Below are 25,839 nucleotides of genomic sequence, written 5' to 3' on the forward strand. Positions count from 1 at the left end.
CAATAATCCCACCATTGTAAACAGCTACTTATGGATGCACAAATTTTTAGTAAAACTGTGCGAGGAGTGAAATGAAGATACCTCCGCGAAAAGGGGGATTTTTAAGCAAACAAAAGCCCGAACGGCTAGGACAATCCGTTCGGGCTTTGTTATTACTCTCACGACTTAAAACGAGTGGTAAGGCGATAAGGTTAAACCTAAGACTTTTTACCTTTGGTTTTATCTGGGTCGACAAGCAAATGGTCAAACACATGGCGAATGAATGGAGCCCCGACTTTTGAACCACCGTTACCGTGCTCAATCACAACGGTCGCTACGTATTTTGGATGGTCATACGGTGCAAAGGCAGTGAACAACGCGTGGTCAAGCAGGTGGTTAGCAAGCTTTTTCGAGTTGTAGACTTCGTCTTTACGCAAGCCAAATACCTGCGCCGTCCCCGATTTACCACCGCTGCTGTACTCTGCGCCTTTAAATGCGCGGCGGCCAGAACCATGTGCGCCATTGTTTACCAAGCGCATCGCGTTGATTGGAATGTCCCAGTATTTATCTGGCACACCTTCAATTGGCGGTAGATCTTTCGGTGCAACGTCGACTTGGTTTTCAAACTCTTCACCATGTTCAATCACAGCTTTAAGTAGGTGAGGAGCTTTCATTTCACCATGGTTAACAAGGAATGAAGTCGCTTTGGCGATCTGCATTGGCGTCGCTGTCCAATAACCTTGCCCAATACCGATGGGCACTGTGTCGCCCTGATACCAAGGCGTGCGGTGACGTGCGACTTTCCACTCGCGGGTCGGCATGTTCGCACTGCTCTCTTCATAAATATCGATGCCGGTTGGCAAGCCAAAGCCGAACTTGTTCATCCATTTCGAGATGCGGTCGATGCCAAGGTCAAAGGCAGTTTGGTAGAAGAAAGAGTCCACGGATTCTTCAATCGCTTTGGTGACATCAACATTACCATGCCCCCAACGTTTCCAATCTCGCCATGCTTTTGAATTTGGTTTCGAGCCAGGAATACGCCAAGAACCGTGATCGTTACGCACCGTCGTTGGCGTAATCACATGTTCCTCAAGTCCTGCCACTGCCATAAATGGTTTTACGGTTGAAGCCGGAGGGTAGACACCAAGCGTAGTACGGTTTACCAAGGGGTGAGCAGGATCGTTCAATAGTGATCGGTACGCTTTGCTGGAAATACCGTTCACAAATGGGTTGGGGTCATAACTTGGGCTAGATGCCATCGCGAGTACGCTGTTGTCTCGTGGGTCGAGCACTACAGCACTACCTTGGCGGTGGTCGAGCTCTTTGTAGACGTATTCTTGTAACTCGATATCAAGGTTTAGCACGATGTCTTTACCCGGAATCGGCGGTACGTATTTGATGGTGCGAATGACACGACCGCGGCTGTTTACTTCGACTTCCTCGTAGCCTTTGGTGCCATGGAGAAGGTCTTCGTAGTAGCGCTCAACGCCCAACTTGCCGATGTTTTGCGTTGCTTGATAGTTCTGCGCTTTGCCTTCTTCATCAAGGCGACGCAAATCTCGGTCGTTGATGTGCGAAACGTAACCTAGGACGTGCGTCAGCTTTTCACCGTAAGGGTAAAAACGCTTGAGGTCGGCAGTCACAAACACGCCATTAAACTCATGCTGATGAACAGAAAAGCGCGCGACTTGTTCGTCATTCAGCTCATTCATGATGGTGACAGAACGAAAGCGGCGAGTGTGCTTATAGCGTTTTTTAAAAGCGTCGACTTGTTCAGGAGAGATGTCGACGTAATGACGCAACTTTTCAATTAGCACATCCGGATCGCCTGCTTGCTCTGGGATCATGTCAAGGTTGTAAACCGGGCGGTTCTCCGCCAGCAATACGCCATTTCGGTCGTATATCAAGCCGCGTGTTGGCGCGATAGGCAGGATTTTGATTCGGTTGTCGTTAGAACGAGTTTGATAATCTTTAAAGTGGTTAACCTGCAAGTTGTACAGGTTCGCGACCAATCCACCCAGCAAAATAACCATGCCGAGGAAGGCAACGATGGCACGGTTCTTAAACAACCGTACTTCTTGGTTGTGGTCTCGAAATTCGTTTCGCTTGCGTAGCATGAGGGCCCTTCAGATCTGTTTTTATTCTTTGTATGCCCCGATAAAAGGAAAAGACGCGATTCGAGTCTTGTTACAAAAGGTTACATTTGGGGCGGGGCTACTGTAGCGGGCTTTATCTCTCGTTTTGTAAGAGCAATGTCAGGTATCGATTGCGGAAAATCATCTTTCTGGTTTGCGTGAATCACCGTGTTTTTCTTACATTGTGTAAACGTTTATACATGTAAGTGTCATAAATCTTTCCCATTTTTCTGATCTAACCCAATTTTCTTTATTTTTACTGATTTTGAATCTTGGTGTAATTTTGTGGAAACGTTTACACTATTTTGAGTTTGATCACGGATCTGGATCGGTTTTGATTGGTAGACTTTTAGCCAGTTAAGAGATGAGCGAATTTGCTTGGTGATCAGGCTCAACCAATTTCCAAGCATCGAGCAGCAAAAGTGGAGAAGCAAAAGTGAAAGTTCTTGTCACAGGCGGTATGGGGTACATCGGCAGTCACACATGTGTCCAGATGATTGAAGCAGGTATGGAGCCAATCATTGTCGACAACTTGTGTAATGCCAAAGTGGAAGTGTTAAGCCGCATTGAAGCGCTAACCGGTAAGCAGCCGGCTTTCTATCAAGGTGACATTCGCGATGAAACCTTTTTGGACTCAGTATTTGCCAAGCATGACATTCAAGCTGTGATTCACTTTGCTGGTCTGAAAGCGGTGGGCGAATCTGTCGCGAAACCATTGGAATACTACGATAACAATGTGAATGGCTCATTGGTGTTGGCGCGCAGCATGCGTAAAGCGGGCGTGAAAAGCATTGTATTTAGCTCATCGGCAACGGTTTACGGCGATCCTGACATTGTGCCGATTACGGAAGACTCTCCAACGGGGGCGACCACTAACCCATACGGTCGCAGCAAGTACATGGTGGAAGAGTGCTTGAGCGATTTGTTTAATGCAGAAAACGACTGGAGCGTGACTTTGCTGCGCTACTTCAACCCAGTTGGTGCGCATCCATCGGGCACTATGGGTGAAGACCCTCAGGGCATCCCAAACAACTTGATGCCGTTTATCGCGCAAGTGGCAGTAGGCCGCCGCGAAAAACTGTCGGTATTTGGCAATGACTACCCAACGCCGGATGGCACAGGCGTGCGTGATTACATCCACGTGATGGACTTGGCTGATGGCCATATCGCAGCGCTGAAATCGGTAGGTGAAAAAGCAGGTTTGCACATTTACAACCTAGGTACGGGCAAAGGCTCTAGCGTGCTCGAGATGGTAGAAGCGTTCGCAGCGGCTTGCGGTAATCCAGTGCCTTACGAGCTTTGTCCTCGTCGCTCTGGTGACATTGCAGAATGCTGGGCAAGTACAGATAAAGCGGAGCAAGACCTTGGCTGGAAAGCGACCCGCAGTGTTGCGGAAATGACAGCTGATACGTGGAAGTGGCAGTCAAACAACCCGCAAGGTTACTAAATAATTAGAGATTCCGGACATCTCGTGCCTCGATTCTGGAATGACAACGTTGAGCTATGAACTTTGTCATTCCCTAGAGCGAGGGACGAGCGGAGTAGGGAATCTCTAGCAAGCAGATTGATGAATTTTGGTTCTGACACCAAAAGCGAAAAAGTTGAGTAAGTAAGATGTCGAATGTTGAATTTAACCCAGTGGATCACCCACACCGTCGTTACAACCCTCTAACGGGTCAGTGGATTTTGGTGTCACCGCATCGTGCAAAACGCCCTTGGAGTGGCGCTGACGAGAAACCTGCAATTGATGAGCTGCCAAGCTACGACGAGAAGTGTTTCCTTTGCCCAACCAACGAGCGTATTTCTGGCGATGTAAACCCAGATTACCAAGGCACGTACGTGTTCCAAAATGACTTCGCAGCATTGATGGTGGACTCTCCGGATGCACCTGAGTCAGACAACCCATTGTTCAAAACGCAAGGTGTGCGCGGGTTGAGCCGAGTGATTTGTTTCTCGCCTGATCACAGCAAAACTTTGCCAGAGCTACCTGTCGACAAAATCCGTGGCGTGATTGACACATGGAATGATCAAATCGAAGAGCTAGGTAAAGACTACGTTTGGGTTCAAGCATTCGAGAATAAGGGCGAGACCATGGGCTGTTCTCAGCCTCACCCACATGGCCAAATTTGGGCTAACAGCTTTTTGCCGAATGAAATTGAGCGAAAAGATCACCACCAAAGAGCGTACTACCAAGAGCATGGCAGCAACCTGCTGGTGGATTACGTGCAAGCTGAGCTAGAAGATGGCTCACGAATTGTTGTGGAAACTGAACATTGGGTTGCTGTTGTTCCTTACTGGGCGGCGTGGCCATTCGAAACCATGCTACTGCCTAAAACGCACATTCGTCGAATGATTGAGCTAACTGATGAGCAACGTGATGACCTTGCAGTTGCAATCAAAAAACTAACCAGCCGTTACGACAACCTATTCCAATGCTCTTTCCCATACTGCATGGGTTGGCACTACGCGCCTTTCTTTGCTGAGGAAGAAAGCATCGAGCATTGGCAACTGCACGCCGTGTTTTACCCACCGCTGTTACGCAGTGCAACGGTTCGTAAGTTCATGGTGGGTTACGAGATGCTAGCTGAGACACAACGAGATCTTACTGCAGAGCAAGCGGCGCAGCGTCTGCGTGACCTAAGCGATGTGCATTACAAAGAGCAATAAACCAATTAATGAATAACCGGAGTTATCGCTGGTTTTACCTAAAACTCGGTCAAATTCTCTTTTATTCGTTAGTGGAGGGCTAACCTCCTCTAACTCCCCCTTATTAAGGGGGAGGACTAGCTGAGCAAATACGAAACTGGAAATCAGCATTTAACACCGGTTACACCAATACCAAATTTATAATTTAAGAGAAAGTCCCTATGTCTGATCTAATCCAAAATGTGAAAACCTCTTTTGAACAAGTGCTGGGTTACGCGCCAAGCCACATTATTCAAGCTCCTGGTCGTGTAAACCTGATTGGTGAGCACACTGATTACAACGACGGTTTTGTACTGCCATGTGCGATCAACTACCAAACGGTTGTGGCGGCAGCGAAGCGTGAAGACAACCTAGTACGCGTGATTTCTGTGGATTACGGCAACGCCGTTGATGAATTCGACATCACGCAAGAAATCACATTCCAACAAGACAAAATGTGGGCGAACTACATTCGCGGTGTGGTGAAGTACCTTCTTGCACGTGGTTACCAATTCACAGGTGCGGATATTTCTGTTAGCGGTAACGTGCCTCAAGGTGCGGGTTTAAGTTCGTCTGCAGCGTTGGAAGTGGTGATTGGTCAAACGTTCAAAGTGCTGTTCAATCTAGAAATCAGCCAAGCGGAAATTGCGCTAAACGGCCAGCAAGCAGAGAACGAATTCGTTGGTTGTAACTGCGGCATTATGGACCAAATGATTTCGGCAGAAGGCCGTGCAAACCACGCTATGCTGTTGGATTGCCGCAGCCTAGAAACCGAAGCGGTATCAATGCCTGAAGACATGGCCGTGGTGATCATCAACTCGAACAAAAAACGTGGCTTGGTAGACAGCGAATACAATACACGTCGTGAGCAGTGTGAAGAAGCGGCGCGCATTTTCGGTGTGAAAGCACTGCGAGATGTGACCATTGAACAGTTCAACGAGAAAGTCTCTGAACTTGATGAGCTAGTAGCAAAACGTGCTCGTCACGTAATCACAGAAAACGACCGCACGGTAGAAGCCGCGCAAGCACTTCGCGCGCACGACATGAAGCGTATGGGTGAACTGATGGCCGAGTCTCATGCGTCCATGCGTGATGATTTCGAAATCACAGTCAAAGAAATCGATACGTTAGTTGAGATGGTGAAAGAAGTGATTGGCGAGCAAGGCGGCGTGCGCATGACAGGCGGCGGCTTTGGTGGTTGTATCGTTGCAATTTTACCGCCAGCATTGGTTGACGAAGTGAAAGCAACGGTAGAGGCAAAGTACCAAGCAGCAACGGGTCTAAAAGAATCCATCTACGTGTGCCAAGCGAAAAACGGCGCTGGTTTAGTCGAAGTACTTTAAGTGCAAAATTGTTTTAAGTTCAAAGTGCTTTAAGACGCAGTAGGAGCGAGAGATGACTGAGCCATTAACTATCACGATGACACAGCAGGCCGCCTTTGATGGCGTGCCTGCCAACGTGGTCGAACTGAAAAATAACACAGGTATGAGCGTTACCTTTATGGATATTGGCGCGACATGGCTGAGTTGTCGTTTACCTTTGGCGAATGGGGAGTTGCGTGAAGTGCTTCTCGGAGTGGGGACGATGGGGAGTTTCATGCAGCAACAGGGTTACATGGGTGTCACTGTTGGTCGCTACGCAAACCGCATCGCCAATGGTCTTTTTGAAGTGAATGGCGAAGTATTTCAAGTGTCTACTAACCAAGCGGGCAACTGTCTGCATGGTGGTGAAGTAGGTTTTGATAAACGTCGTTGGAAGATTGAGTCTCACTCGAATCAGCAAGTGACGTTCTCGCTGTTGTCTGAAGATGGAGACCAAGGTTTTCCGGGTAATCTAGAAGTGCAAGTGACGTATACGCTGACTGATGATAACCAAGTGAGCATTGAGTACTTCGCTAAGACAGATAAAGCAACACCGATAAACTTGACCAACCATGCCTACTTCAATTTGTTGGGGGCAGAAGCGGACTTAGATTGTCGTTCGCACCGCTTAACCATCGTTGCAAGCCAATACTTACCAACCTCTGAGGTCGGTATTCCTATGGGTGAATTGCAAGATGTGAAAGGCACTGGATTTGACTTTAGATGTGAAAAACCAGTTTCAGAACACTTCTTACAAGATGAACAGCAGATTGCCGCCAAAGGGTATGATCATAGCTACCTATTTGATGCTCATCGTGATGTTTCAAAACCAGTTGCGCTGGTGGTTTCTCCAGATGAAAAAGTGCACCTGTCAGTGGTAACAAACAAGCCTGCGGTGCAATTGTACACGGGCAACTGGCTAGCTGGCGCACCAAATCGCCGTGGCGGTGAATATAACGATTACGCGGGTCTGGCATTAGAAACGCAGTTTTTACCAGACTCGCCAAACCATGCTGAGTGGGCGCAGCCAAGCTGTATTCTTGAGCCTGAACAAGAGTACCGCTTCTGCACCACTTATCAGTTTGCTTTCTAGTTAAACTGAGCATTTTCGAGCTTTTGGGTTGCCGTAGGCTTTTTGCTCACAGTAGGTCAAAAGCTCATCGAAAGTTGGAAAAATAACGCTCTCTACAAACACCCCAAAAAGAAAAAGCTCCGTCACTTCGGTGGCAGAGCTTTTACTTTGTAACCTTTCTTGGCACTGAATAGCGCGATACCTTAAAGACGATCCACCGAGTTACGGCGCACTAAAGTCGGGCTAAATATGATGGTGTCATCTTCCACTTGTTCATCACGCGATAACGCTAATGCCAAACGCGCAGCACGCTCTGCCATCATTTCGATTGGGTAACGAATCGTGGTCAAACTTGGATTGACGAAGCGAGCAATTAAGCCATCGTCGAAGCCAACCATGGACACTTTTTCTGGTACGTCGATGCCGTTTTGGTCTAACGCTGCCAGCGCACCTGCTGCCATGTAGTCGTTGTACGCCACCACGCCAGTGATTGCTAGTGACTTGGTCAGCAGATTGGTCATGGCTGTTTCGCCGCCGTCACTGTTTGGCTCGCCATATTCGACATAGCTTTTTGATAGCTCTATATCGTGATCTTTCAGTGCCGCTTGGTAACCTTGTAAACGCTCGTTGGTATCTTCGATGTCATGGGATGAGGCGATACACGCGATCTTGCTGTGACCATGACGGATCAGATATTCCGTCGCTAAGTACGCACCCTTGCGGTTATCAAGAGAGATACAACGCTCTGCCAACTCTGGGATATGGCGGTTGATCAACACCATGCCTTTGACTTCTTTGGCGTAGCCGATCAGTTCTTCATCTGATAGACCTTTAGAGTGAATCACAATGGCTTCACAACGGCTGTTGATCAGAAGTTCTAGCGCTTGGCGTTCGTCTTCTGGGTTGTGGTAGCCATTACCAATCAGAATGTGTTTGCCGTTTTCACGCGCCACGTTATCTACCGATTTCACCAGTGTGCCGAAGAACGGATCTGAGACATCACCCACAAGTACGCCCATGGTGTTGGTACTTTGGCTGACGAGTGCACGCGCTGCTGCGTTTGGACGGTAGCCCAGTTTGCTCATTGCTTGCGTCACTGCGTCGATAGAAGATTGGCTTGCTTTCGGTGATTTATTGATCACGCGAGAGACGGTCGCGACCGATACGCCGGCTTCTTTCGCGACATCCTTGATTGTTGCCATGAGGGACCTTTCGTGGGCTAAATAACGTTAATTGGAGTATTAAACACCCATTGTGTAATAAGTGCAATCAGCTCCATTTTTATATTGCGATGAATTTGGTCTTAATCTATGAATTTATTGAATATATGTGATGTGTAAACGTTATCTTAGGCAGGTGGTTGTTTAGCCGCATGAAAACAAAAAATCGCGGTCATTGATGCGACCGCGATTTGTCGTTTCTATTTCTCTTTACAGGCCACAGAAAATGGCGCTCAGAAAGCTAGTTGTTGTTCATCCAATCAACCATTTGGGTTTTGTACACATCGCTGTTGCCGCCAAAGATAGCTTGTACGCCTGTACCGACTCGCACCACACCTGCTGCACCAAGTGCTTTCAGTTTGGCTTCGTCGACTTTGTCTTGCTCTGCGACTTGAATTCGCAAGCGAGTGATACAAGCATCGGTGCTTAAGATATTTTGTTTGCCACCAAACGCGCTAACCAACTCACTAGCAAACTCTGAACTGGTGTCATTGACGGCTTTGCTGCTGTCTTGATCTTCGCGGCCTGGTGTTTTCAGATCGAACGTTTTAATGAACCAAGTGAACACTACGTAGTACAGCGCTGCGTATGCCAAACCTAGTGGGATAATCATCCAACCTTTGGTCGAAATACCAAAGAAGGTCACGTAGTCGATAAGACCTGCACTAAAGCTGTAGCCATGTTTTACGCCCAGCATGATACACAGTGGATAAGCCAGACCCGCAATGATAGCGTGAATCACGTAAAGCACAGGCGAGATGAACAAGAACGCAAACTCGATAGGCTCAGTGATACCAGTTAGGAATGACGTCAGCGCGGCTGAGATCATGATGCCCATAACTTTGGTGCGGTTCTCTGGTTTTGCTGCACGGCCAATCGCAATTGCCGCCGCAGGAAGACCAAACATCTTGAATAGGTAACCACCCGCTAGGTTGCCTGCATTTGGGTCGCCAGCGAAGAAGCGAGGGATCTCACCATGGAACACTTGGCCAGCAGCGTTCACAAACTCACCGGCTTGAAGCTGAATAATCACGTTAATCACATGGTGCAGACCAAATGGGATCAGAGCACGTTCCGCGGTGCCGTAAGCCCAGAATGCCACCAATGGGTTTTGCTCCGTTGCCCATGTGCCAAACCAATCGATGCCGGAGCCAATGGGTTGCCAGATAAAGGCAATCGCAATGCCCAAAAACAGCATAGAAAATGACGTCACGATCGGGACAAATCGTTTACCCGCGAAGAAGGCCAAATAAGCTGGCATCTTAATGGTATAGAAACGGTTAAACAGATACGCACCAACCGCACCGGAGATGATGCCGCCGAGCACACCTGTGTCGATATGGTCCACACCCAGTACGCCAGCCATGACTTTTAACGTCGCGACTAATACGTAATAACCAATACCTGCCGCAACCGCACCAACACCATCATTGTTGGTAAATGAGATAGCAACGCCAAGCGCAAAGATAAGTGGCAGGTTACCAAATACCGCGCCACCCGCTTCTGCCATCAATTCAGAAACGACGGGGGGAATGAACCCAAATTGCGCCGAGCCAATACCCAAAAGAATACCGGCTGCCGGCATCGAGGCAATTGGCAACATGAGCGCCTTACCGACCTTAGAAAGGCTGGCAAAAAAGTTAGCAAACATAAATATACTCCAACTTGTTAGATAAAAATCTTGGTGGGCGCAGTCATGAATAAACTGTGGGAAGCGGGGGGATTAGCGATAGCATCGCGATTATGGTTTGCGGGGGTTTGGAGCATAAACATAAAACAGGTTGCTATCGCTAAAGCTTTATAAATGGCGTGTTTGAGTGGAAGAATGAGGTGCTTTTACAATTTGGAATGGCATCTTTTCAATCACTCAACCATAGGACTGCGTCAGAATCTAAGCGTATTTTGGTGAAAAACGAGGCATGAAAAAACAGACTGTTTTTTGTTTTTCTGGTTCCTGATAACTAAGTTTTTAGACCTTTTTACTTGAAGGAAGGTGTTGGGAGCTAATATAAGGAACGGAAGCTTAGCTTTGGAGTGCCTATTTTGGAGAGTATTAATCTATTCCGATACTACGAACGTTTGGAAACGTTTGAATTGCGAGAAGAGCATGCGGTGACATTAGCCGAGATTGCAGAGAAGATGTTTACTGGATCGAGACATGCACGAGCAATTCTCAAGCAAATGAATGAGCTTAACTGGATTGCTTGGATACCTAGAGTGGGGCGAAATCAGCGTTCAACATTTATCCGTCAACTTGATCAAGCAGAGGTGAAACGTGCGATTGCATTGGAGTGGATTAAAGAGACGAAATACGATCGCGCTTTAGAGTTACTTGAGTACGACCAATTTGTGTTTGAGCAACTGCTAAAGCAGACTTCCGGTGCCCTAGTGACAGAAGGCAAAGTCAGTGTACAACTCACCTATAACCGCTCTTTTGCTACGCTCAATCCAATCACACCGCAACGAAACAGCGAACGTTTCTTAATTCGTCAAATTCACGCTTGCTTGGTTTCCATGACACCTGAAGGCGAGTTAGTCGGAAACATTGCGCATCATTGGCAAGCTGATGAAGAGTGGCGAACATGGACGTTTTATCTTCGTCCGTCTGTTTGCTTTCATCATGGCGGAAAAGTGGATGCTGAAATCATCGCCCAATTACTCAACCAATTAAAGGCGCGCTCTTATTACAAGAATGAACTCGCTCATCTTGAACACATTGTTGTCGAATCGCCTTATCGTTTTGCGATTCAACTTAGTCGTCCTGATAAAGGCTTTGCTGCTCTCCTCAGTGATTTGAAATACTCTCTGCAGCCACCAGAACAATTAAATAAGCATTCGTCGGACATTGTGGGATGTGGCGTATTTTCGTTGGAGTCTCACACCGATAGTAAATTAATTTTGGCTGCGAATGAGCGCTTTCACACGTTTCGCTCTTTGACTGACAAAGTCACAATCTGGTCGTTAAATAGTGCCAATGAGGCTTCTCAAAACACCGCTCTCGACTCACGTGAGCTCTCTAATACTGAACAGTACTCGAAGAAAATCATCACCAACCATAGTAGTGAGTCTAAGCAGGGGAGTGTAAGCACAGAGCATACCCACTCTCGAGCTCGCATCGAGGAAGGGTGTTTATTTATGCTTTTCAACCAGCACAACTCAAAGCTCTCTTACTCTCAACGCCGTTGGTTAGGAAAAAAGCTCAATGGAGACAATATTTGGCGTCAGCTTGAGCAAAACAAGACAACATTTGGTGCCGAGGTAGCGCATAATTTTTTCCCTTTCTGGCACAACGTGAAACATATCGAAAGTCAAAAGGTGATGTTGCCCGGTTCTATTCGTATCGCTTGCTATTCCCACCTTGGCCTACAACGTTGTGCTAAAGCTGCTCAACAGATATTGGTTAAACAGGGGATTGAGGTAGAAATAAACGTATACTCATTTGATGCATATATTGAAAAAGCGTTGAGCGAAAGCTTTGATGAAGAGATCGTATTTGGCAGTTTTAACTTAGACGATAACCGTCAAGTGTCTGCGCTTTTGTATTTCCTTAGTGACCCTGTTTTGCATGCATCAATTGGTGCTGAAGTGAGTGGATGGTTAGTGGCTGAAATTAACCAGATACGAGCACGTTTTCCTCCGAGTGAATATTTGAATCAATTGGAACAGTTAGGTTCCGTCCTCATATATGAAGGCTTGGTTAGTCCCATGCTTCACCACCGACAAACACTTAGCTTTCAAGACATATTTAAAGGTGTAGAGATCACGGCGTGGGGTTGGCCGAAGTTGAGTGAAATTTGGTAAAGGGCGATTGTAACCAGCACGATCTTTGCTCATCAAAATGCGATCTTCACCTCTTGTATTTAAAGTACTAACTGATAATGTAGAGTTTGTTTTAGTAAAATTTTACTTGAGGTTTTAATCAATGGAAACGATCGCTTACTCAGACTTTGCAAAGCTAGAAATTCGCACCGGAAAAATCATCGAAGTGGCGCGTCACGAAAACGCAGATAAGCTTTACATCGTGCAGATCGATATCGGTGAGAAAACACTGCAAACCGTCACCAGCTTGGTGCCTTACTACACGGAAGAAGAGTTGATGGGAAAACAAGTGGTGGTGCTGTGTAATCTTGCGAAAGCTAAGATGCGTGGTGAAACCTCTGAATGCATGTTGCTGTGTGCCGAAACCGATGATGAATCAGAAAGTGTTCTGCTAACGCCTGAGCGCGCGATGCCTGCTGGTGTGAGAATCGTTTAGTATCCTTAAGCTTGCTCAAATAAAAAACAGCGCTGATAGAGCGCTGTTTTTTTATTCTGTTCTTAAGAGTGTTGAGCAATTAGATTATCAATCAACTCATAATGATGATCTTGTACGCCCGCTAAGTTGCCGTATTTGGGCTGGTGGCGGTCGTTTTCTTTGGCATGATGCCAACCAACGGTATGGCGAACGAAGTGCTCAGCAAAGGCGTGGGAGACTTCCAAGCATCCGGCTAAAACAGTATCTACATAACTTTGCATGATGGGACTGAGCGAGCAGGGTGGTAACGGATCGTTTTTCACATAAACCCAAATGCTGCGCTCAGAGTTAAAAGCGATCTCTGCTTCAATCTGATCTGGACGGATTTGAATACGATGGTAGCCACGTTCGCGTCGGTCAAAATCCGCTAGCGCTTGATCGTCGACCTCAAGCAGTACGCCATTGACTTGCCCTTCGCCTTCATTCACAACCAAGGGTGACAAGATATAGCTGTCGTCAACTTTGCCCCAAGAGCGCACCAGACCATGAGCGATGACTGGGATGGCTTCTCCCGTTTGACCCGTTAACTTGCGCGAGGCGGCATTAATTAAACTGCCGTAGCCAAATATATACATCTCGATTGCTTCCCTTACTTCGACGAAATCACTGTTATCCGTTATACCTAAACACTATCAACCAAGCAACGCATGAAGCACAGGTTTTACCTCGAAAGGATAGTTTGATTTTATAACATGTATTTTTTATGCATGTTTGTGTTAATATCGAACGCGTAGAATTTTTGAACGGTATCAAATGGGTACTTAAGGGCATCACAATGCTGAATATCACCGATAAAAAAGTGGAAGAGAAAATCCCTGCATGGCTGCGATTAGGGTTTAGACCGTTTTTCCTGTTTGGCTCTATTTATGCTGTTGTCGCAATTGCGGTATGGGTATGGATGTTCCAAACCGGACAGCCAAGTGCGTTGAGTGTTCCGGCGTTGTGGTGGCACGTTCATGAAATGTTATTTGGTTTTTCAATGGCAATAGTGGTGGGCTTTGTGCTGACTGCAGTGCAAAACTGGACGGGCATTAACGGCACGAAACACTATACCTTGTTAGCGATATTTACCTTATGGCTTGCACCGAGAATACTGCTTTGGACACCAGCACCACTTTTGTTAACCAGCAGCATTGAAGCGCTGTTTTTACTGTTTGTGGCGTACGAAGTGGGCATTCGTGTTTACCGCGCGAAAGGTTGGCGTAATCTATTCTTTGTGCCGTTATTCTTACTTGCAATCTTTGCCAACTTTGCCAGTTATGCCACGGTAAAAGGCATGCCGCCATTTACCTCTTCTGCTGTGTGGCAAGCAATGCTGTGGTGGTTCACTCTGCTGCTTTCTATCATGGGCGGACGAGTGATTCCATTTTTCACCGCTCGTCGCTTTAACTTCGAAAAGGCTCAACCGCTGATGTGGCTAGATTGGCTCGCCAACCTACCTTTGGTCATGTTGTTCGTGTTGAGTTTCTTCCCTGTGACGTTTGCGGAACTTGGTCAGCCACTTATGTTGTTTGCCGGTGTGGCGCAGTTGGTTCGATTCCTGCTCTGGAAGCCTTGGCTGACACTTAGCGAGCCGTTGGTGTGGTCGTTACATGCGGCTTATTTGTGTCTGCCTTTGAGTCTGATTCTACGTGGCAGTTGGGATAATGCGTTTGCGAGCCACAACTTAATTCATCTGTTTGCTATTGGTGCATTGGGTGGATTGATCTTAGCGATGATTGCTCGAGTGACCATGGGGCATACAGGTCGCATGATTTACAAAGGCCCAAACATGAGCATCGCTTTTGCTGCTGTGATTGGAGCGGCATTAGCAAGAAGCTTAGGCGTGATTTTTGACCCTTCACACATGCTACTTTGGATTGATGTCAGTGCCGCCTTGTGGATTCTGGCTTTCGGTATGTTCGTATGGCGATTCGGAATGATGCTGATGAAACCAAGAGTGGATGGTCATCCCGGATAGTCACAGTTAAGATTTGATAAAGAAGGGCTCAACCAACGGTGTGAGTCCTTTTTATTTGAGCTTGCTTCCGCAAATGACCCACAATTAGTAAGGTAATTGTTAAGAATGTGAAAAACGTTGAATTCTATAGTGGGATTTGAGCGTGCTAGAAGGTGCGGACTCCGCTACTCTGTAGATGTTATTGCTCGTATGCACATGAGTGATTAACTAGCCAATTGACGTTTTAGACCCATAGGTGTCTTTTCGTGTAATTACATGGCCGCTTAGTTCTATACCTCCGTGGAACTAAGCGGCGTTTTTCGTTTTGTGGCTAGGTAAAATTAGATATTCCCTTCGCTGAAGTCTTTTTGGAAATACAGTACCTTCTGTAGATAGCGTCTCGCTTCCCCTTTTGGGTGTTGAGTGGTTAACGCATCATAAACCTGAGTAGGGTTAAGGCTGTTAAGCTCATTCATCATAGGTTTAATTTCCTTGTCAACATTGGTTTTACTTATTTGGTAGATAAAACACAGGAATATACTATTTTATTTTTTGTGATAACAATCAGAAATAAAATTAATAATAATGACAAAATGGATATTGTATTATTTTTTATTGATGCTTCTGTATTTTTTGTTTGGTCTGAATGTGATCAGGTATAAATTTATAAAATAAGTTATTGTTTTTAATTTTATTTATTCTTCTTATGTATATGATTGGCGTGAAGTATTTAGACCAAGAAAGAGATGTTATGAATAAAAAAATAATATACATATCAGTATTATCTGCTTTTTTTGCTAATGGAGTATATGCAAATAATGAGTCTGGAGAGCTAATAAGCTTATGGGAGAAAGCAGAGACTACTGTTCTAAATAATAATGAACTAGACAGAATTAAGAGTTATGGAGAGAAAACGTCTAAGATCAATCAAAGATCTTATAATACTGCAGGCGTAAGAGTTCCAAGGATGCCTAACTCTAGTAGTGAAAATAATATCGTTAACTACGGTTTCAATATCTTATCTCAAGAACCAACCAACTATAACTGCCTCTCACAAAGCGGGACGGTTGAGGTGCCAAACTTCTCTAAAGTAGTTGATGGAAAAGTAGTGCTCAATACTACTGAAATAAATGAGTTTTTCGAGATGAATACTTCAGCTAGTGTTGGTGGAGGCTTGGGTAAATTCTCTGCTTCCGCGAGCTATAAGAGGAAGATTACTCGCGACTTTAGAGAACTAAGTAATGCGACAACCGTTGCGTTTACTATTAAAAACCAAACTAAAGAAAAAATAACGGAAGTATGGCCAGAGTTAAGTTCTAGAGCGCAAACGCTTCTTCAGGCAGGAAGTCAGGCTTCTAAAATTAACTTCCGAAATTTATGTGGGGATGCAGTAATTAGCAGTGCTATCTATGGAAAAGAGATTGCTGTGTTGATTCAAGTTGAATCAAAAACTAATGAGCTAAATAAATCGAAAGAAGTTGCTAAGGAAATATCGGCTTCGTACGGTGGGCTAGTGGGGGGCTCTGCAAGTCAGTCTACGATTGAAAAATACCGTCGTTACCAAAATGATTATAACTTTAAGATCAAAGCCTACGTGGTTGGTGATAATACTGTAATTTCTGATTCCAACCTCCTTAACTTTAAAGATAAATTGGTACGATTTGAGGAAAATGATAGTCAAGTACTTAGCCCAATTCGTTATGAAACGTCTGAATATTTAAATCCAACTAATAAATCCTACTGGCAAACATTTTTAGACTATCGTCCGATAGGAAAAAAAATGAAAAAGTGGGATCATTTTATGGACTTTGAATACGCACCTCGCTGTCCTTCTCAGTCTTATTCTCAATTGTGTGTTCAAACTAACAATAAGTATGAAGATATGTATAGAAAGTGTGAGATGGCGAGAAGTTGGAGTAATTGTTTTTCACCTGATCAGGCTCAATGTACTCTGCTTCAAGGGCAGCGATGTAATCAGTTGGAGAAAGAGAGCTACTCTGTATGGAGAGAGGTATCGAAAGCGGGTAGCTGGAACCCCCATGCTCTTGCTATTGAAACAGTAGCCATACCAAGCAACGCAGTTAAAGTTAGAGTAGCTTTTGATAAAAGATATGGTTTTCCACTTGGCACTGGTCGTAAGGTTGGGGAGGAAACTGTAACCATTGATTGGGGAAGTAGAAGTTCTTTTAGCCATCCATTCTTAGTCATTAAAGGAAATGATTTATCTGAAAGTGCATCTAAGACTCCTTCGCTCAAAACCCAAAAAATTGACACTTTTAAAAAATTTAAGGGTGTTTACTGGAGTAACTTTAGAAAAATTGAGTATTTAGTAGAAGTTCGACCAAACTAAAACTTTTATTCAGCAGCTTTGTAAACAACATCACGATAGTTTTTAGCTATCGTGATGTTGTTATTTTTATATTATATTCCCTTCACTGAAGTCTTTTTGGAAATACAGCACCTTCTGTAGGTAGCGTCTTGCTTCCCCTTTTGGGTGTTGAGTGGTTAACGCATCATAAACCTGAGTCGGGTTAAGGCTGTTAAGCTCATTCATCGCGCGTTTTCGGTCACTATCGAAGGTAGAAAGCACGCCACCAGTGCCGCCGTTATAGGCTGAAATCATACTAAAGTGTTTCGAGGTAGGATGTTTCACATCTCTTAGATAGCGATTTTTCAATATATAGAAATATGCTGCTCCTGTATCGATGTTATTGGCAGGATCGAACAAGTACTCTTTGGTTGGAATACCCGGTTTGTTTTTCACCAAATTAAATACATCAGCACCGGCGGTTTTTGGGATCACTTGCATTAAGCCGTAAGCGCCAGCATGAGAAACCGCATAAGGGTTAAAACTACTTTCGGTTTTGATCACGGCGAAGATTAGATCTTCAGGCAAGCCATATCGTTTAGCTGCATCACGTACCAAGCCTGCGTACTGGTATTCTCGCTGCTCTAGGTGATCTTTCACCATGTTGATTTCGACATAATAAGCATTGCCACGTTTAATGGCTTTCTTCTGCAGTTTATTGTCGAGCAGGTAGTCCGCGTAGCGATTAGCGCGCCATTCCCATTCAATCGGCTTTCCATCGTGATCGAGAACCTGTCCTAATAAGAAAGGCTTACCACGCAATACCGCTTCTTTGTCACTAAACAATTCTGCATGAGCTGGATCGGCAGGCATTAGCAGAGTTTGAACAATGGCTTTTTGCAGCTTCTCCCTTGGCTGGTACTGAGAAATCGTCGAAACATAGATCTTACCCGTTTCGAAGTCGATGTGTGCTCGGGTGTTGTAGCCATCAAGGTACTTCACGTAACGGTGTTTGCCTGCTTCAACGAACTCATCTTCACCCCAGCGATCTTTGGCTTTTTGAGCAATGTAAGCCAGTAACTGTTTGATGTTATCTTCGTTCGACGCGCTTGGCGGTTTTACGTAGGGAGGAACGTAGTCATCACATGCGCATGGTGGTGTCTCTTCGGGAGCTACAGAACAACCACCGAGAAGGAGTAAGCTCAGGATTAGCGATTTCTTCATCGGATACCGATTTAATTAGAGGTGAGGGCAATTGCCGACTGAAGAAAATAATAAGTAAGAGTGCTAATTGCCTGAAATTAAAACTTTTTGTGCTTTCGATAGAAGCGTTTGATGCTGAGTGTTCACCGGAAAAAGAAAAAGCCTGCGGGGTGCAGGCTTTGTATTAGGAGAGTCCAATTTAACTTACTTGTGAGAGGCTAACGACTTTCTGTTGCAGCTTCTCTTGTAGATATTCTGCCAGTGCGATTTTCTCCTCTTCGTTCATGTATAAACCAAGTTTTGTACGACGCCATAAGATGTCTTCATCGGTTAGCGCCATTTCGTGATTCATCAAGTAATCAATTTCACGTTGATATACGCCGCTTGCTTGCTCTGAGAAGCAATGACCAAGATCTTCTACGCTGTTAGTGCCTTCCATCAGGTCCCAAGTTTGGGTACCAAACTGAGTCACATAGCGCAGCAACATCGCTTCTGACGCCCATGAGTATTTCGCATGAATCATCTTCACTAGCTGCTCACGGCTACAACTGAAGTTACCGCCAGGAAGCGTTTGGTTTGCCGTCCAGTCTTTACCCATTTCAGGTAGGAAAGGAGCAAGTTTATTGAGGGCTGCCTCACCAAGCTTACGGTAAGTCGTGAGTTTACCGCCAAATACAGAAAGTAACGGTGCTTGATCGTATTCAGCATCCAGCTCTAGAGTGTAATCGCGTGTGATGGCTTGTGGTGAGTCAGACTCATCATCACACAGCGGACGCACACCGCTGAACGACCACACAACATCATCCTTGTTTAATTGCTGGACGAAATGCTGATTGACGACGTCGATTAGATAATCGACTTCTTCCTCTGAAATAGACACTTTGCGAGGGTCGCCTTTGTATTCTACATCCGTTGTACCGATGATCGAGAACTTATCTAAGTAAGGGATCATAAACACAATGCGGTTATCTTTGTTTTGTAGGATGTAGGCTTGTGGCTCGTCATGGATACGAGGAACAACGATGTGTGAGCCTTTGATCAAACGAATGTTACGAGGAGAAGTTTGATCTAATCCTTCATCAAAGAATTGTTTCACCCATGGACCTGCGGCGTTCACTAGGGCCTTCGCTTTGCGTTCGAAACGTTGGTCTGTGGTGACGTCATGAATAGTGACATGCCAAATACCGCCTTCACGGTGTGCTTTTTCTACGCGGCAGTAGTTGCGAACTTCTGCGTTATTCTCTTTAGCCGCCAGAACGTTCAACAACACTAAGCGTGCGTCATCTACCCAGCAATCTGAGTATTCGAAACCAGTTTTCATTTCAGGTTTTAAAAGGCCTGATTTTGCAAGGTTGACAGTTTTACTGCCTGGAAGAGTGGTTCGTTTACCCAAGTTATCGTAAAGGAACAAACCACAGCGGATCATCCAAGCTGGGCGTAAAAATGGGCGATGAGGTAAACGGAAACGCATAGGCCATGCGATATGTGGTGCTTTACGTAAGATCACTTCACGTTCAGCGAGCGCTTCCGAAACCAAACGAAATTCATAGTGTTCAAGGTAACGTAATCCACCGTGGATCAGTTTTGAACTTGCAGAAGAGGTTGCCGATGCGAAGTCGTTAGCTTCGTACAAACCGACGCTTAAACCACGGCCAGCAGCATCAGCAGCAATACCAGCCCCGTTAATGCCGCCGCCGATCACGATCATATCTAGAGTAGGGGATGAATTCGTCGTGGAAGCATTTTGTTGGATACTCATAAATTTGACCTCTTGGTGAGCGAACGAGCATTTTAGAACATGAGTTTATCCTAGCTTAGGTTTCGTTTGTGGTCATTATTTATTTTCGTTTATGAGCGTTTTGTGTGATTTGGGCACAAAAAAACCTCTGCCTAATTAAGACAGAGGTCATTTATACGCGTAAATAGTGAGTGAAAACGCTATTCGGCTGCGACTCTTTCTATTTGTGTATCAACTACTTCGAGCGGAACTGCGGCTTCTTTTAGAATCGCGAGAATCTCTTCTGGTGGTTGTTTGTTTGTGAATACCATGTTCAATTGCGCGATATTGCCCAGTTTCACCATCGCATTACGACCAAACTTCGAATGGTCAACGGCAAGGAACACGCTGCGGCTGTTATCGATAATCGCCTGTTTAACGCGAACTTCGTGGTAATCAAAGTCCAGTAGTGAGCCATCAAAATCGATACCACTGATGCCTAAAATACCGAAGTCGAGGCGGAATTGTTTGACGAAATCGAGTGTCGCTTCACCGACAATGCCGCCGTCTCGGTTGCGAACTTCACCACCCGCTAAAATCACTTTGATTTCCGGGTTCGGTAAAAGAATGGTGGCAACATTAATGTTATTGGTCACCACGCGAAGCTGTTTGTGGTTTTTATTGAGCGCTCGAGCGACGGCTTCTGGAGTAGTGCCAATATCAATAAACAAGGTTGCGCCATCTGGAATGTGTTTTACGAGTTCTTCCGCAATGACATCTTTTTCATTGAAGTTAAGCGCTTTACGCGTGTTGTATGAGGTATTCTCTGAACTGAGAGGAATGGTTGCACCACCGTGGTAGCGACGAATTTTGTTTTCATCTGCGAGGTCGTTTAGGTCGCGGCGAATAGTTTGAGGACTAACATTAAATTTTTCTACCAGCTCATCCGTGCTGACATAGCCTTGTTTTTTCACCAACTCAACAATCTGTTGGTGTCTTGGTATTTGCTTCACTTAGCACTCCCTTGTGCACTGGTAATCGCCAATGCTTCAAAATCGAAAATAGAAACTTGCTCTATTGTGCTCGAATTGGCGCATTGTGAGAAGCTGTGGGAGTCGGGAATCCGCGATCGAACGCAAAAAAAGAGCGCCAACTCGGCGCTCTTTACGATTAATCAGGGGGAAACTAATCGTTTATCAGAAATTAATCGTCTTCATCGTGAAGCTCAGACCAGGTTTGAGCACACTTAACTGCGCGCTTCCAACCTTTATAACGACGGTTACGTTTCTCTTCATCATCGTGTGGTTCGAATGTGCGATCGAGCACTGCTTTGTCTTGCAGTTCATCAATACTATTCCAGAAACCCACCGCTAGACCGGCTAGGTAGGCTGCACCCAAAGCGGTTACTTCAGTTACTTGAGGACGGTGAACTTCGGTATTAAGAACATCAGATTGGAACTGCATCAGGAAGTTGTTCGCTACTGCGCCGCCATCTACACGAAGGTTCGCGAGCTTGATGCCCGAGTCTGCTTGCATTGCATCTAGCACATCACGAGTTTGGTAAGCGATGCCTTCCAAAGTTGCACGGATAATGTGGTTAGAGTTTACGCCACGAGTTAGACCGACAATCGTACCGCGAGCATAAGCATCCCAATATGGTGCGCCCAGACCAGTAAACGCAGGAACAACGTAAACACCATTTGAAGTATCTACTTTGGTCGCAAAGTATTCTGAATCTTCAGCGCCAGCCAGAATCTTCATTTCATCACGTAGCCATTGAATTGAAGCGCCACCCATGAACACTGCACCCTCAAGGGCATAAGCCGGCTCGCCTTTTGGACCGCACGCTAGCGTGGTCAACAGACCATTTTTCGATGTGACCTTCTCTTGACCTGTGTTCATCAACAAGAAACAACCTGTACCGTAGGTGTTCTTCGCTTGACCAGCTTCAACACACATCTGACCGTAAAGCGCAGCTTGTTGGTCACCTGCAATACCCGCGATTGGAATACGAGTACCGCCTTTACCACCAATGTTGGTTTGGCCGTAGATTTCTGATGAGCGTTTGACTTCAGGCATCATCGACGCTGGGATGCCCATCTCATCCAGCATTTTCTGATCCCAGCATAGGTCATTGATGTTGAAGAGCATGGTACGAGATGCGTTAGTGTAATCTGTTACGTGAACGCGGCCTTGAGTCATCTTCCAAACCAGCCAAGTGTCAACAGTACCGAACAGCAGTTTGCCTGCTTCAGCATCTTCGCGTGCGCCTTCAACGTTATCTAGAATCCACTTCACTTTTGTACCAGAGAAGTAAGGGTCTAGAACCAGACCGGTATTGTCGCGAACGTAATCTTCTAGTCCGCGCGCTTTTAATTCTTCACAAATATCGGCAGTACGGCGACATTGCCACACGATCGCGTTGTAAACCGGCTTGCCTGTTTCTTTGTTCCATACAATTGTGGTTTCACGTTGGTTGGTAATACCGATACCAACAAGTTGGTCGCTACGGATACCGGTTTTTGCAAGTGCTTCAACCAAAGTAGAGCTTTGAGTTGCCCAGATTTCCATTGGGTCATGTTCAACCCAACCAGCCTCTGGATAAATCTGAGTAAATTCTCGCTGAGCGACGCTTACGATATTCGCGTCATGATCCAGAATGACAGCACGAGAGCTTGTCGTACCTTGGTCTAGGGCAACAATGTATTTTTGCTCAGTCATGGTAAGAATCCTTTTGTTTCGTTATTTATATTTTAGTAAATGTTCGAATGAGTTGGTTTTAAGCTTGAGCTTGTTCTGCTTCTTCTTCAGTCTCGCACTGGTTAGGGATAGTACAGCCATGACCTTGTTGTGGCAGATATGCAGCAATCGCTTTCGGGTACAACCAACCACCGAAGCAAGCACCTGCGATAGGAGCAAGAATTGGAACAATAAAGTATGGGATTTCACGTGCACCAGTCAGTGCGTAATCCCAGCCTGCAAAGTAAGCAAACAGTTTAGGGCCGAAGTCACGAGCAGGGTTCATCGCAAAGCCAGTAAGTGGGCCTAAAGAACCACCGATAACCGCAATGAGAATACCGATAAGTAATGGGTTCATCGCGCCGCGAGGTGCGCCGTTGTTCTCATCACCAAGAGCAAGAATGGCAAACATTAGCACTGCAGTAATCACGAATTCCACAGCAAAAGCGCCAAAGAAAGAGAGAGAAGCATGTGGGTAAGTCGAGAAAATGCCCGCTGTGGCTAATGCGTCTTGGCTGCTACGAACGAAGTTGTGTGCGATTTCGTAATCCGTAAACAGGTTACTGTACAAGCTGTAAACCAAAGCGGCAGAGCAAAATGCACCGAGCATTTGCGCAATGATATAAGGCACTACTTTCGCCTTATCAAATCCATGGAACATCGCCAGTGCGATAGTTACGGCAGGGTTGATGTGTGCACCGGATACGCCCGCAGTACAGTAAATAGCGATGGCGACGCCAAAGCCCCATACAATACTGATTTCCCATTGACCAAATTGAGCTCCGGTCAACACAAGTGCAGCAACACAGCCTACGCCAAAAAAGATAAGTAATCCTGTACCGATAAACTCGGCCAAACATTCTCCGAGCAGTGAGGGGTGTTTGTTCGTTGTCATGTTAAGAGTCCTTTAATATTTATGCTTATCTAGCACGGTTCTATTGTGCATATATAAACGTTTGCGAAAACAAACGAGCGTTAAAAGTGAGCGTTTGAGCATAAATTTGTTAATCAAACTCTTCGTTTTTGTTAATTGACGCATCTTTTGCTCAAAAAGGAAACTCGATAAAACGATTTAGAAGCTTCGACTTCGACTTTTCGGCTTAAAACTACCGATGTGAAAATCAATGCACAAACTGGTAAGAGGAGTTTTGTGAAGCTGCTTCGTGAATGGTGGTAAATTGCTCAGATGATTGGTCGAAAACTAACCCTAAAGAGCTAGCTAACACTAATAATGATAAGGGATTGCTGATATTTATTGACTCGATACTCTGCTTTCATACACGGCTAAGAGAAGGGAGCCTTCCTTAGGGTTGGTGAATGAACATTAACTTCGAAAACATGCCTCAATGAGCTTTAGTGAGTGGGAGAGCGATATCAACCTCATTTGTTAATGGAATGACATTGTGGCAACACCACGTATTTAGCCTTGATGACTGGCGGTTAACGTGTCCAAGTTGCTCAAACTCAACCTTTTATCCTAATCCTGTGGTTGTTTGAGTGCTTGGTTTGCTTAAAACTGCGGTTAATTTGTTCGTTTGCGCATTTAATGTTGTATGTGAACAGTAACGAAATTTGGGGAAAGTGGAAGCGCAGTCTAATTTAAAGTCTCTAATTTTCTGTATTTACTGAAATTTAATTCTTATGCAACATTTATCACAGAAATAAAAATCGAATTTCATAAAATGCATCCACTTTCGAACGAAACTCCTTTTTGCTCGTTCGCGATTTAAGACTCCTTACCATCGCTCAATATAATTATGAGGTTCCTATGTTTGGAATATTCAAACCCAAGGCGCACATTGATCGCTTGTCGTCCGACAAGATCGATAGCACCTATTCTCGCTTACGTTGGCAACTCTTTATCGGCATTTTTGTTGGTTATGCAGGCTACTATCTGGTCCGCAAAAACTTCAGCTTGGCGATGCCTTACCTAATTGAACAAGGCTTTAGCCGTGGTGATCTAGGTGTTGCCTTAGCTGCAGTATCTATTGCTTATGGTTTATCAAAATTCTTAATGGGCAGTGTTTCTGACCGCTCTAACCCTCGTTACTTTTTAAGTGGCGGTCTATTAATGTCAGCGCTTGTGATGTTCTGCTTCGGCTTTATGCCTTGGGCGACTGGCAGCATTACCGCAATGTTTATTCTATTGTTCCTAAACGGTTGGTTCCAAGGTATGGGATGGCCTGCCTGTGGTAGAACCATGGTTCACTGGTGGTCGCGCAAAGAACGTGGCGAGATAGTGTCGGTTTGGAACGTAGCACATAACGTAGGTGGCGGTTTGATTGGTCCTATGTTCATTCTTGGCCTTTGGGCATTTAACGACGATTGGCGCACCGCTTTCTATGTTCCTGCATTTTTTGCCACGCTCGTTGCTGTCTTTATTTGGTTCACGGTAAGAGATACACCGCAGTCTTGTGGTCTTCCACCAATTGAAGAGTACAAAGACGACTACCCTGATGATTACGACAAGTCACACGAAAAAGAAATGACGGCGAAGGAAATCTTCTTCAAATATGTCTTTTCTAATAAGTTGTTGTGGTCAATCGCGATTGCGAACGCGTTTGTTTACCTGATCCGCTACGGTGTGCTGGACTGGGCGCCGGTATACCTGAAAGAAGCAAAGGATTTCTCGGTTGATAAATCTTCTTGGGCTTACTTCCTATACGAGTGGGCGGGCATCCCAGGGACGCTATTGTGCGGTTGGATTTCAGACAAACTGTTTAAAGGTCGTCGTGCTCCTGCCGGTATTCTGTTTATGGCGTTGGTAACCGTAGCCGTGTTGGTTTACTGGTTCAACCCTGCAGGTAATCCAGCAGTAGACATGATGGCGCTGGTTGCAATCGGCTTCTTGATTTACGGTCCGGTAATGTTGATTGGTCTATACGCATTGGAGCTTGCTCCGAAGAAAGCGGCAGGTACGGCTGCGGGTCTAACGGGTCTATTTGGTTACTTAGGCGGTGCAGTTGCGGCAAACGCGATTCTTGGCTACACCGTAGACCACTTTGGTTGGGATGGCGGCTTTATCATCCTTATCGGTTCATGCATCACGTCCATAGTTTGTTTGACTTACGCATTTCTTGGTGAGCGTGCTCACCACGAACAACAAGCGCGTGAGAAAGAAGCATTGGCGTCATAAAACCTTAAAGGGGCAGTGGAATACTGCCCCTTCAAATAAGTTAAGGAAATA

Annotated in this window: 18 protein-coding genes and 1 pseudogene; 9 read left to right on the plus strand and 10 right to left on the minus strand. The window is 45.5% G+C overall.

Going from position 1 to position 25,839, the window contains the following annotated elements; all coding sequences use genetic code 11:
- Positions 1-197 precede the first annotated feature (197 nt).
- A complete protein-coding gene (gene mrdA / locus KIO97_RS17400; protein WP_285383539.1) occupies positions 198-2,096 on the minus strand; it encodes a penicillin-binding protein 2 in 1,899 nt (632 codons plus the stop codon).
- A gap of 454 nt (positions 2,097-2,550) precedes the next feature.
- Here mrdA and galE point away from each other — a divergent pair, with 454 nt between their 5' ends.
- The 4 genes from galE to galM all read left to right on the plus strand — a co-directional run bounded on the left by galE (position 2,551) and on the right by galM (position 7,253).
- Positions 2,551-3,561: a UDP-glucose 4-epimerase GalE gene (gene galE / locus KIO97_RS17405; protein ID WP_285383540.1), complete on the plus strand. Its 1,011-nt coding sequence runs from the start codon at positions 2,551-2,553 to the stop codon at positions 3,559-3,561.
- A 167-nt stretch (positions 3,562-3,728) separates the two neighbouring features.
- Positions 3,729-4,781, plus strand: a complete 1,053-nt coding sequence (locus KIO97_RS17410; RefSeq protein WP_285383541.1) for a UDP-glucose--hexose-1-phosphate uridylyltransferase — start codon at positions 3,729-3,731, stop codon at positions 4,779-4,781.
- Positions 4,782-4,981: 200 nt separating this feature from the next.
- Positions 4,982-6,142, plus strand: a complete 1,161-nt coding sequence (gene galK, locus KIO97_RS17415) for a galactokinase (RefSeq protein ID WP_285383542.1) — start codon at positions 4,982-4,984, stop codon at positions 6,140-6,142.
- Between the two features lie 52 nt (positions 6,143-6,194).
- Positions 6,195-7,253, plus strand: coding sequence for a galactose-1-epimerase (galM, locus tag KIO97_RS17420; protein ID WP_285383543.1), 1,059 nt, complete (start codon positions 6,195-6,197; stop codon positions 7,251-7,253).
- 182 nt (positions 7,254-7,435) lie between these two features.
- Here galM and KIO97_RS17425 read toward each other — a convergent pair whose 3' ends face one another.
- Together KIO97_RS17425 and ptsG are read right to left on the minus strand one after the other, a co-directional pair.
- Complete coding sequence (locus KIO97_RS17425) at positions 7,436-8,434, minus strand: substrate-binding domain-containing protein (protein ID WP_077262243.1); 999 nt, start codon at positions 8,432-8,434, stop codon at positions 7,436-7,438.
- 259 nt (positions 8,435-8,693) lie between these two features.
- Positions 8,694-10,103 (minus strand): PTS glucose transporter subunit IIBC, encoded by a 1,410-nt coding sequence (gene ptsG, locus KIO97_RS17430; protein WP_285383544.1) that lies wholly within the window; start codon positions 10,101-10,103, stop codon positions 8,694-8,696.
- A 383-nt stretch (positions 10,104-10,486) separates the two neighbouring features.
- On the opposite strand from ptsG, the gene KIO97_RS17435 reads away from it, so the two are divergent.
- Positions 10,487-12,253: an SgrR family transcriptional regulator gene (locus KIO97_RS17435; protein WP_285383545.1), complete on the plus strand. Its 1,767-nt coding sequence runs from the start codon at positions 10,487-10,489 to the stop codon at positions 12,251-12,253.
- 121 nt (positions 12,254-12,374) lie between these two features.
- A complete protein-coding gene (locus KIO97_RS17440; RefSeq protein WP_005436572.1) occupies positions 12,375-12,707 on the plus strand; it encodes a tRNA-binding protein in 333 nt (110 codons plus the stop codon).
- A 62-nt stretch (positions 12,708-12,769) separates the two neighbouring features.
- Here KIO97_RS17440 and KIO97_RS17445 read toward each other — a convergent pair whose 3' ends face one another.
- Complete coding sequence (locus KIO97_RS17445) at positions 12,770-13,321, minus strand: gamma-glutamylcyclotransferase family protein (RefSeq protein ID WP_285383546.1); 552 nt, start codon at positions 13,319-13,321, stop codon at positions 12,770-12,772.
- Between the two features lie 200 nt (positions 13,322-13,521).
- Here KIO97_RS17445 and KIO97_RS17450 point away from each other — a divergent pair, with 200 nt between their 5' ends.
- Complete coding sequence (locus KIO97_RS17450) at positions 13,522-14,706, plus strand: NnrS family protein (RefSeq protein WP_285383547.1); 1,185 nt, start codon at positions 13,522-13,524, stop codon at positions 14,704-14,706.
- 320 nt (positions 14,707-15,026) lie between these two features.
- Here KIO97_RS17450 and KIO97_RS17455 read toward each other — a convergent pair.
- A pseudogene (locus tag KIO97_RS17455) lies at positions 15,027-15,170 on the minus strand (lytic murein transglycosylase); the annotation flags it as partial.
- 266 nt (positions 15,171-15,436) lie between these two features.
- Here KIO97_RS17455 and KIO97_RS17460 point away from each other — a divergent pair.
- Positions 15,437-17,035 (plus strand): hypothetical protein, encoded by a 1,599-nt coding sequence (locus KIO97_RS17460; RefSeq protein ID WP_285383548.1) that lies wholly within the window; start codon positions 15,437-15,439, stop codon positions 17,033-17,035.
- A 66-nt stretch (positions 17,036-17,101) separates the two neighbouring features.
- On the opposite strand, the gene mltC is transcribed toward KIO97_RS17460, so the two are convergent.
- From mltC to KIO97_RS17485, 5 genes are all read right to left on the minus strand, one after another.
- On the minus strand, positions 17,102-18,217 hold the full coding sequence (mltC, locus tag KIO97_RS17465) for a membrane-bound lytic murein transglycosylase MltC (RefSeq protein WP_285383549.1): 1,116 nt from the start codon (positions 18,215-18,217) through the stop codon (positions 17,102-17,104).
- A gap of 178 nt (positions 18,218-18,395) precedes the next feature.
- Positions 18,396-19,955, minus strand: a complete 1,560-nt coding sequence (glpD, locus tag KIO97_RS17470; protein ID WP_285383550.1) for a glycerol-3-phosphate dehydrogenase — start codon at positions 19,953-19,955, stop codon at positions 18,396-18,398.
- 179 nt (positions 19,956-20,134) lie between these two features.
- A complete protein-coding gene (locus KIO97_RS17475; RefSeq protein WP_038892196.1) occupies positions 20,135-20,926 on the minus strand; it encodes a DeoR/GlpR family transcriptional regulator in 792 nt (263 codons plus the stop codon).
- Positions 20,927-21,116: 190 nt separating this feature from the next.
- Positions 21,117-22,634, minus strand: coding sequence for a glycerol kinase GlpK (glpK, locus tag KIO97_RS17480; RefSeq protein ID WP_045395220.1), 1,518 nt, complete (start codon positions 22,632-22,634; stop codon positions 21,117-21,119).
- A gap of 58 nt (positions 22,635-22,692) precedes the next feature.
- Complete coding sequence (locus KIO97_RS17485) at positions 22,693-23,547, minus strand: MIP/aquaporin family protein (protein ID WP_005436583.1); 855 nt, start codon at positions 23,545-23,547, stop codon at positions 22,693-22,695.
- 873 nt (positions 23,548-24,420) lie between these two features.
- Here KIO97_RS17485 and glpT point away from each other — a divergent pair.
- Positions 24,421-25,788: a glycerol-3-phosphate transporter gene (gene glpT, locus KIO97_RS17490; protein ID WP_285383551.1), complete on the plus strand. Its 1,368-nt coding sequence runs from the start codon at positions 24,421-24,423 to the stop codon at positions 25,786-25,788.
- The last annotated feature ends 51 nt before the right edge of the window (positions 25,789-25,839 follow it).

It is taken from the genome of Vibrio sp. B181a (assembly GCF_030248375.1).
Classification (GTDB): domain Bacteria; phylum Pseudomonadota; class Gammaproteobacteria; order Enterobacterales; family Vibrionaceae; genus Vibrio; species Vibrio campbellii.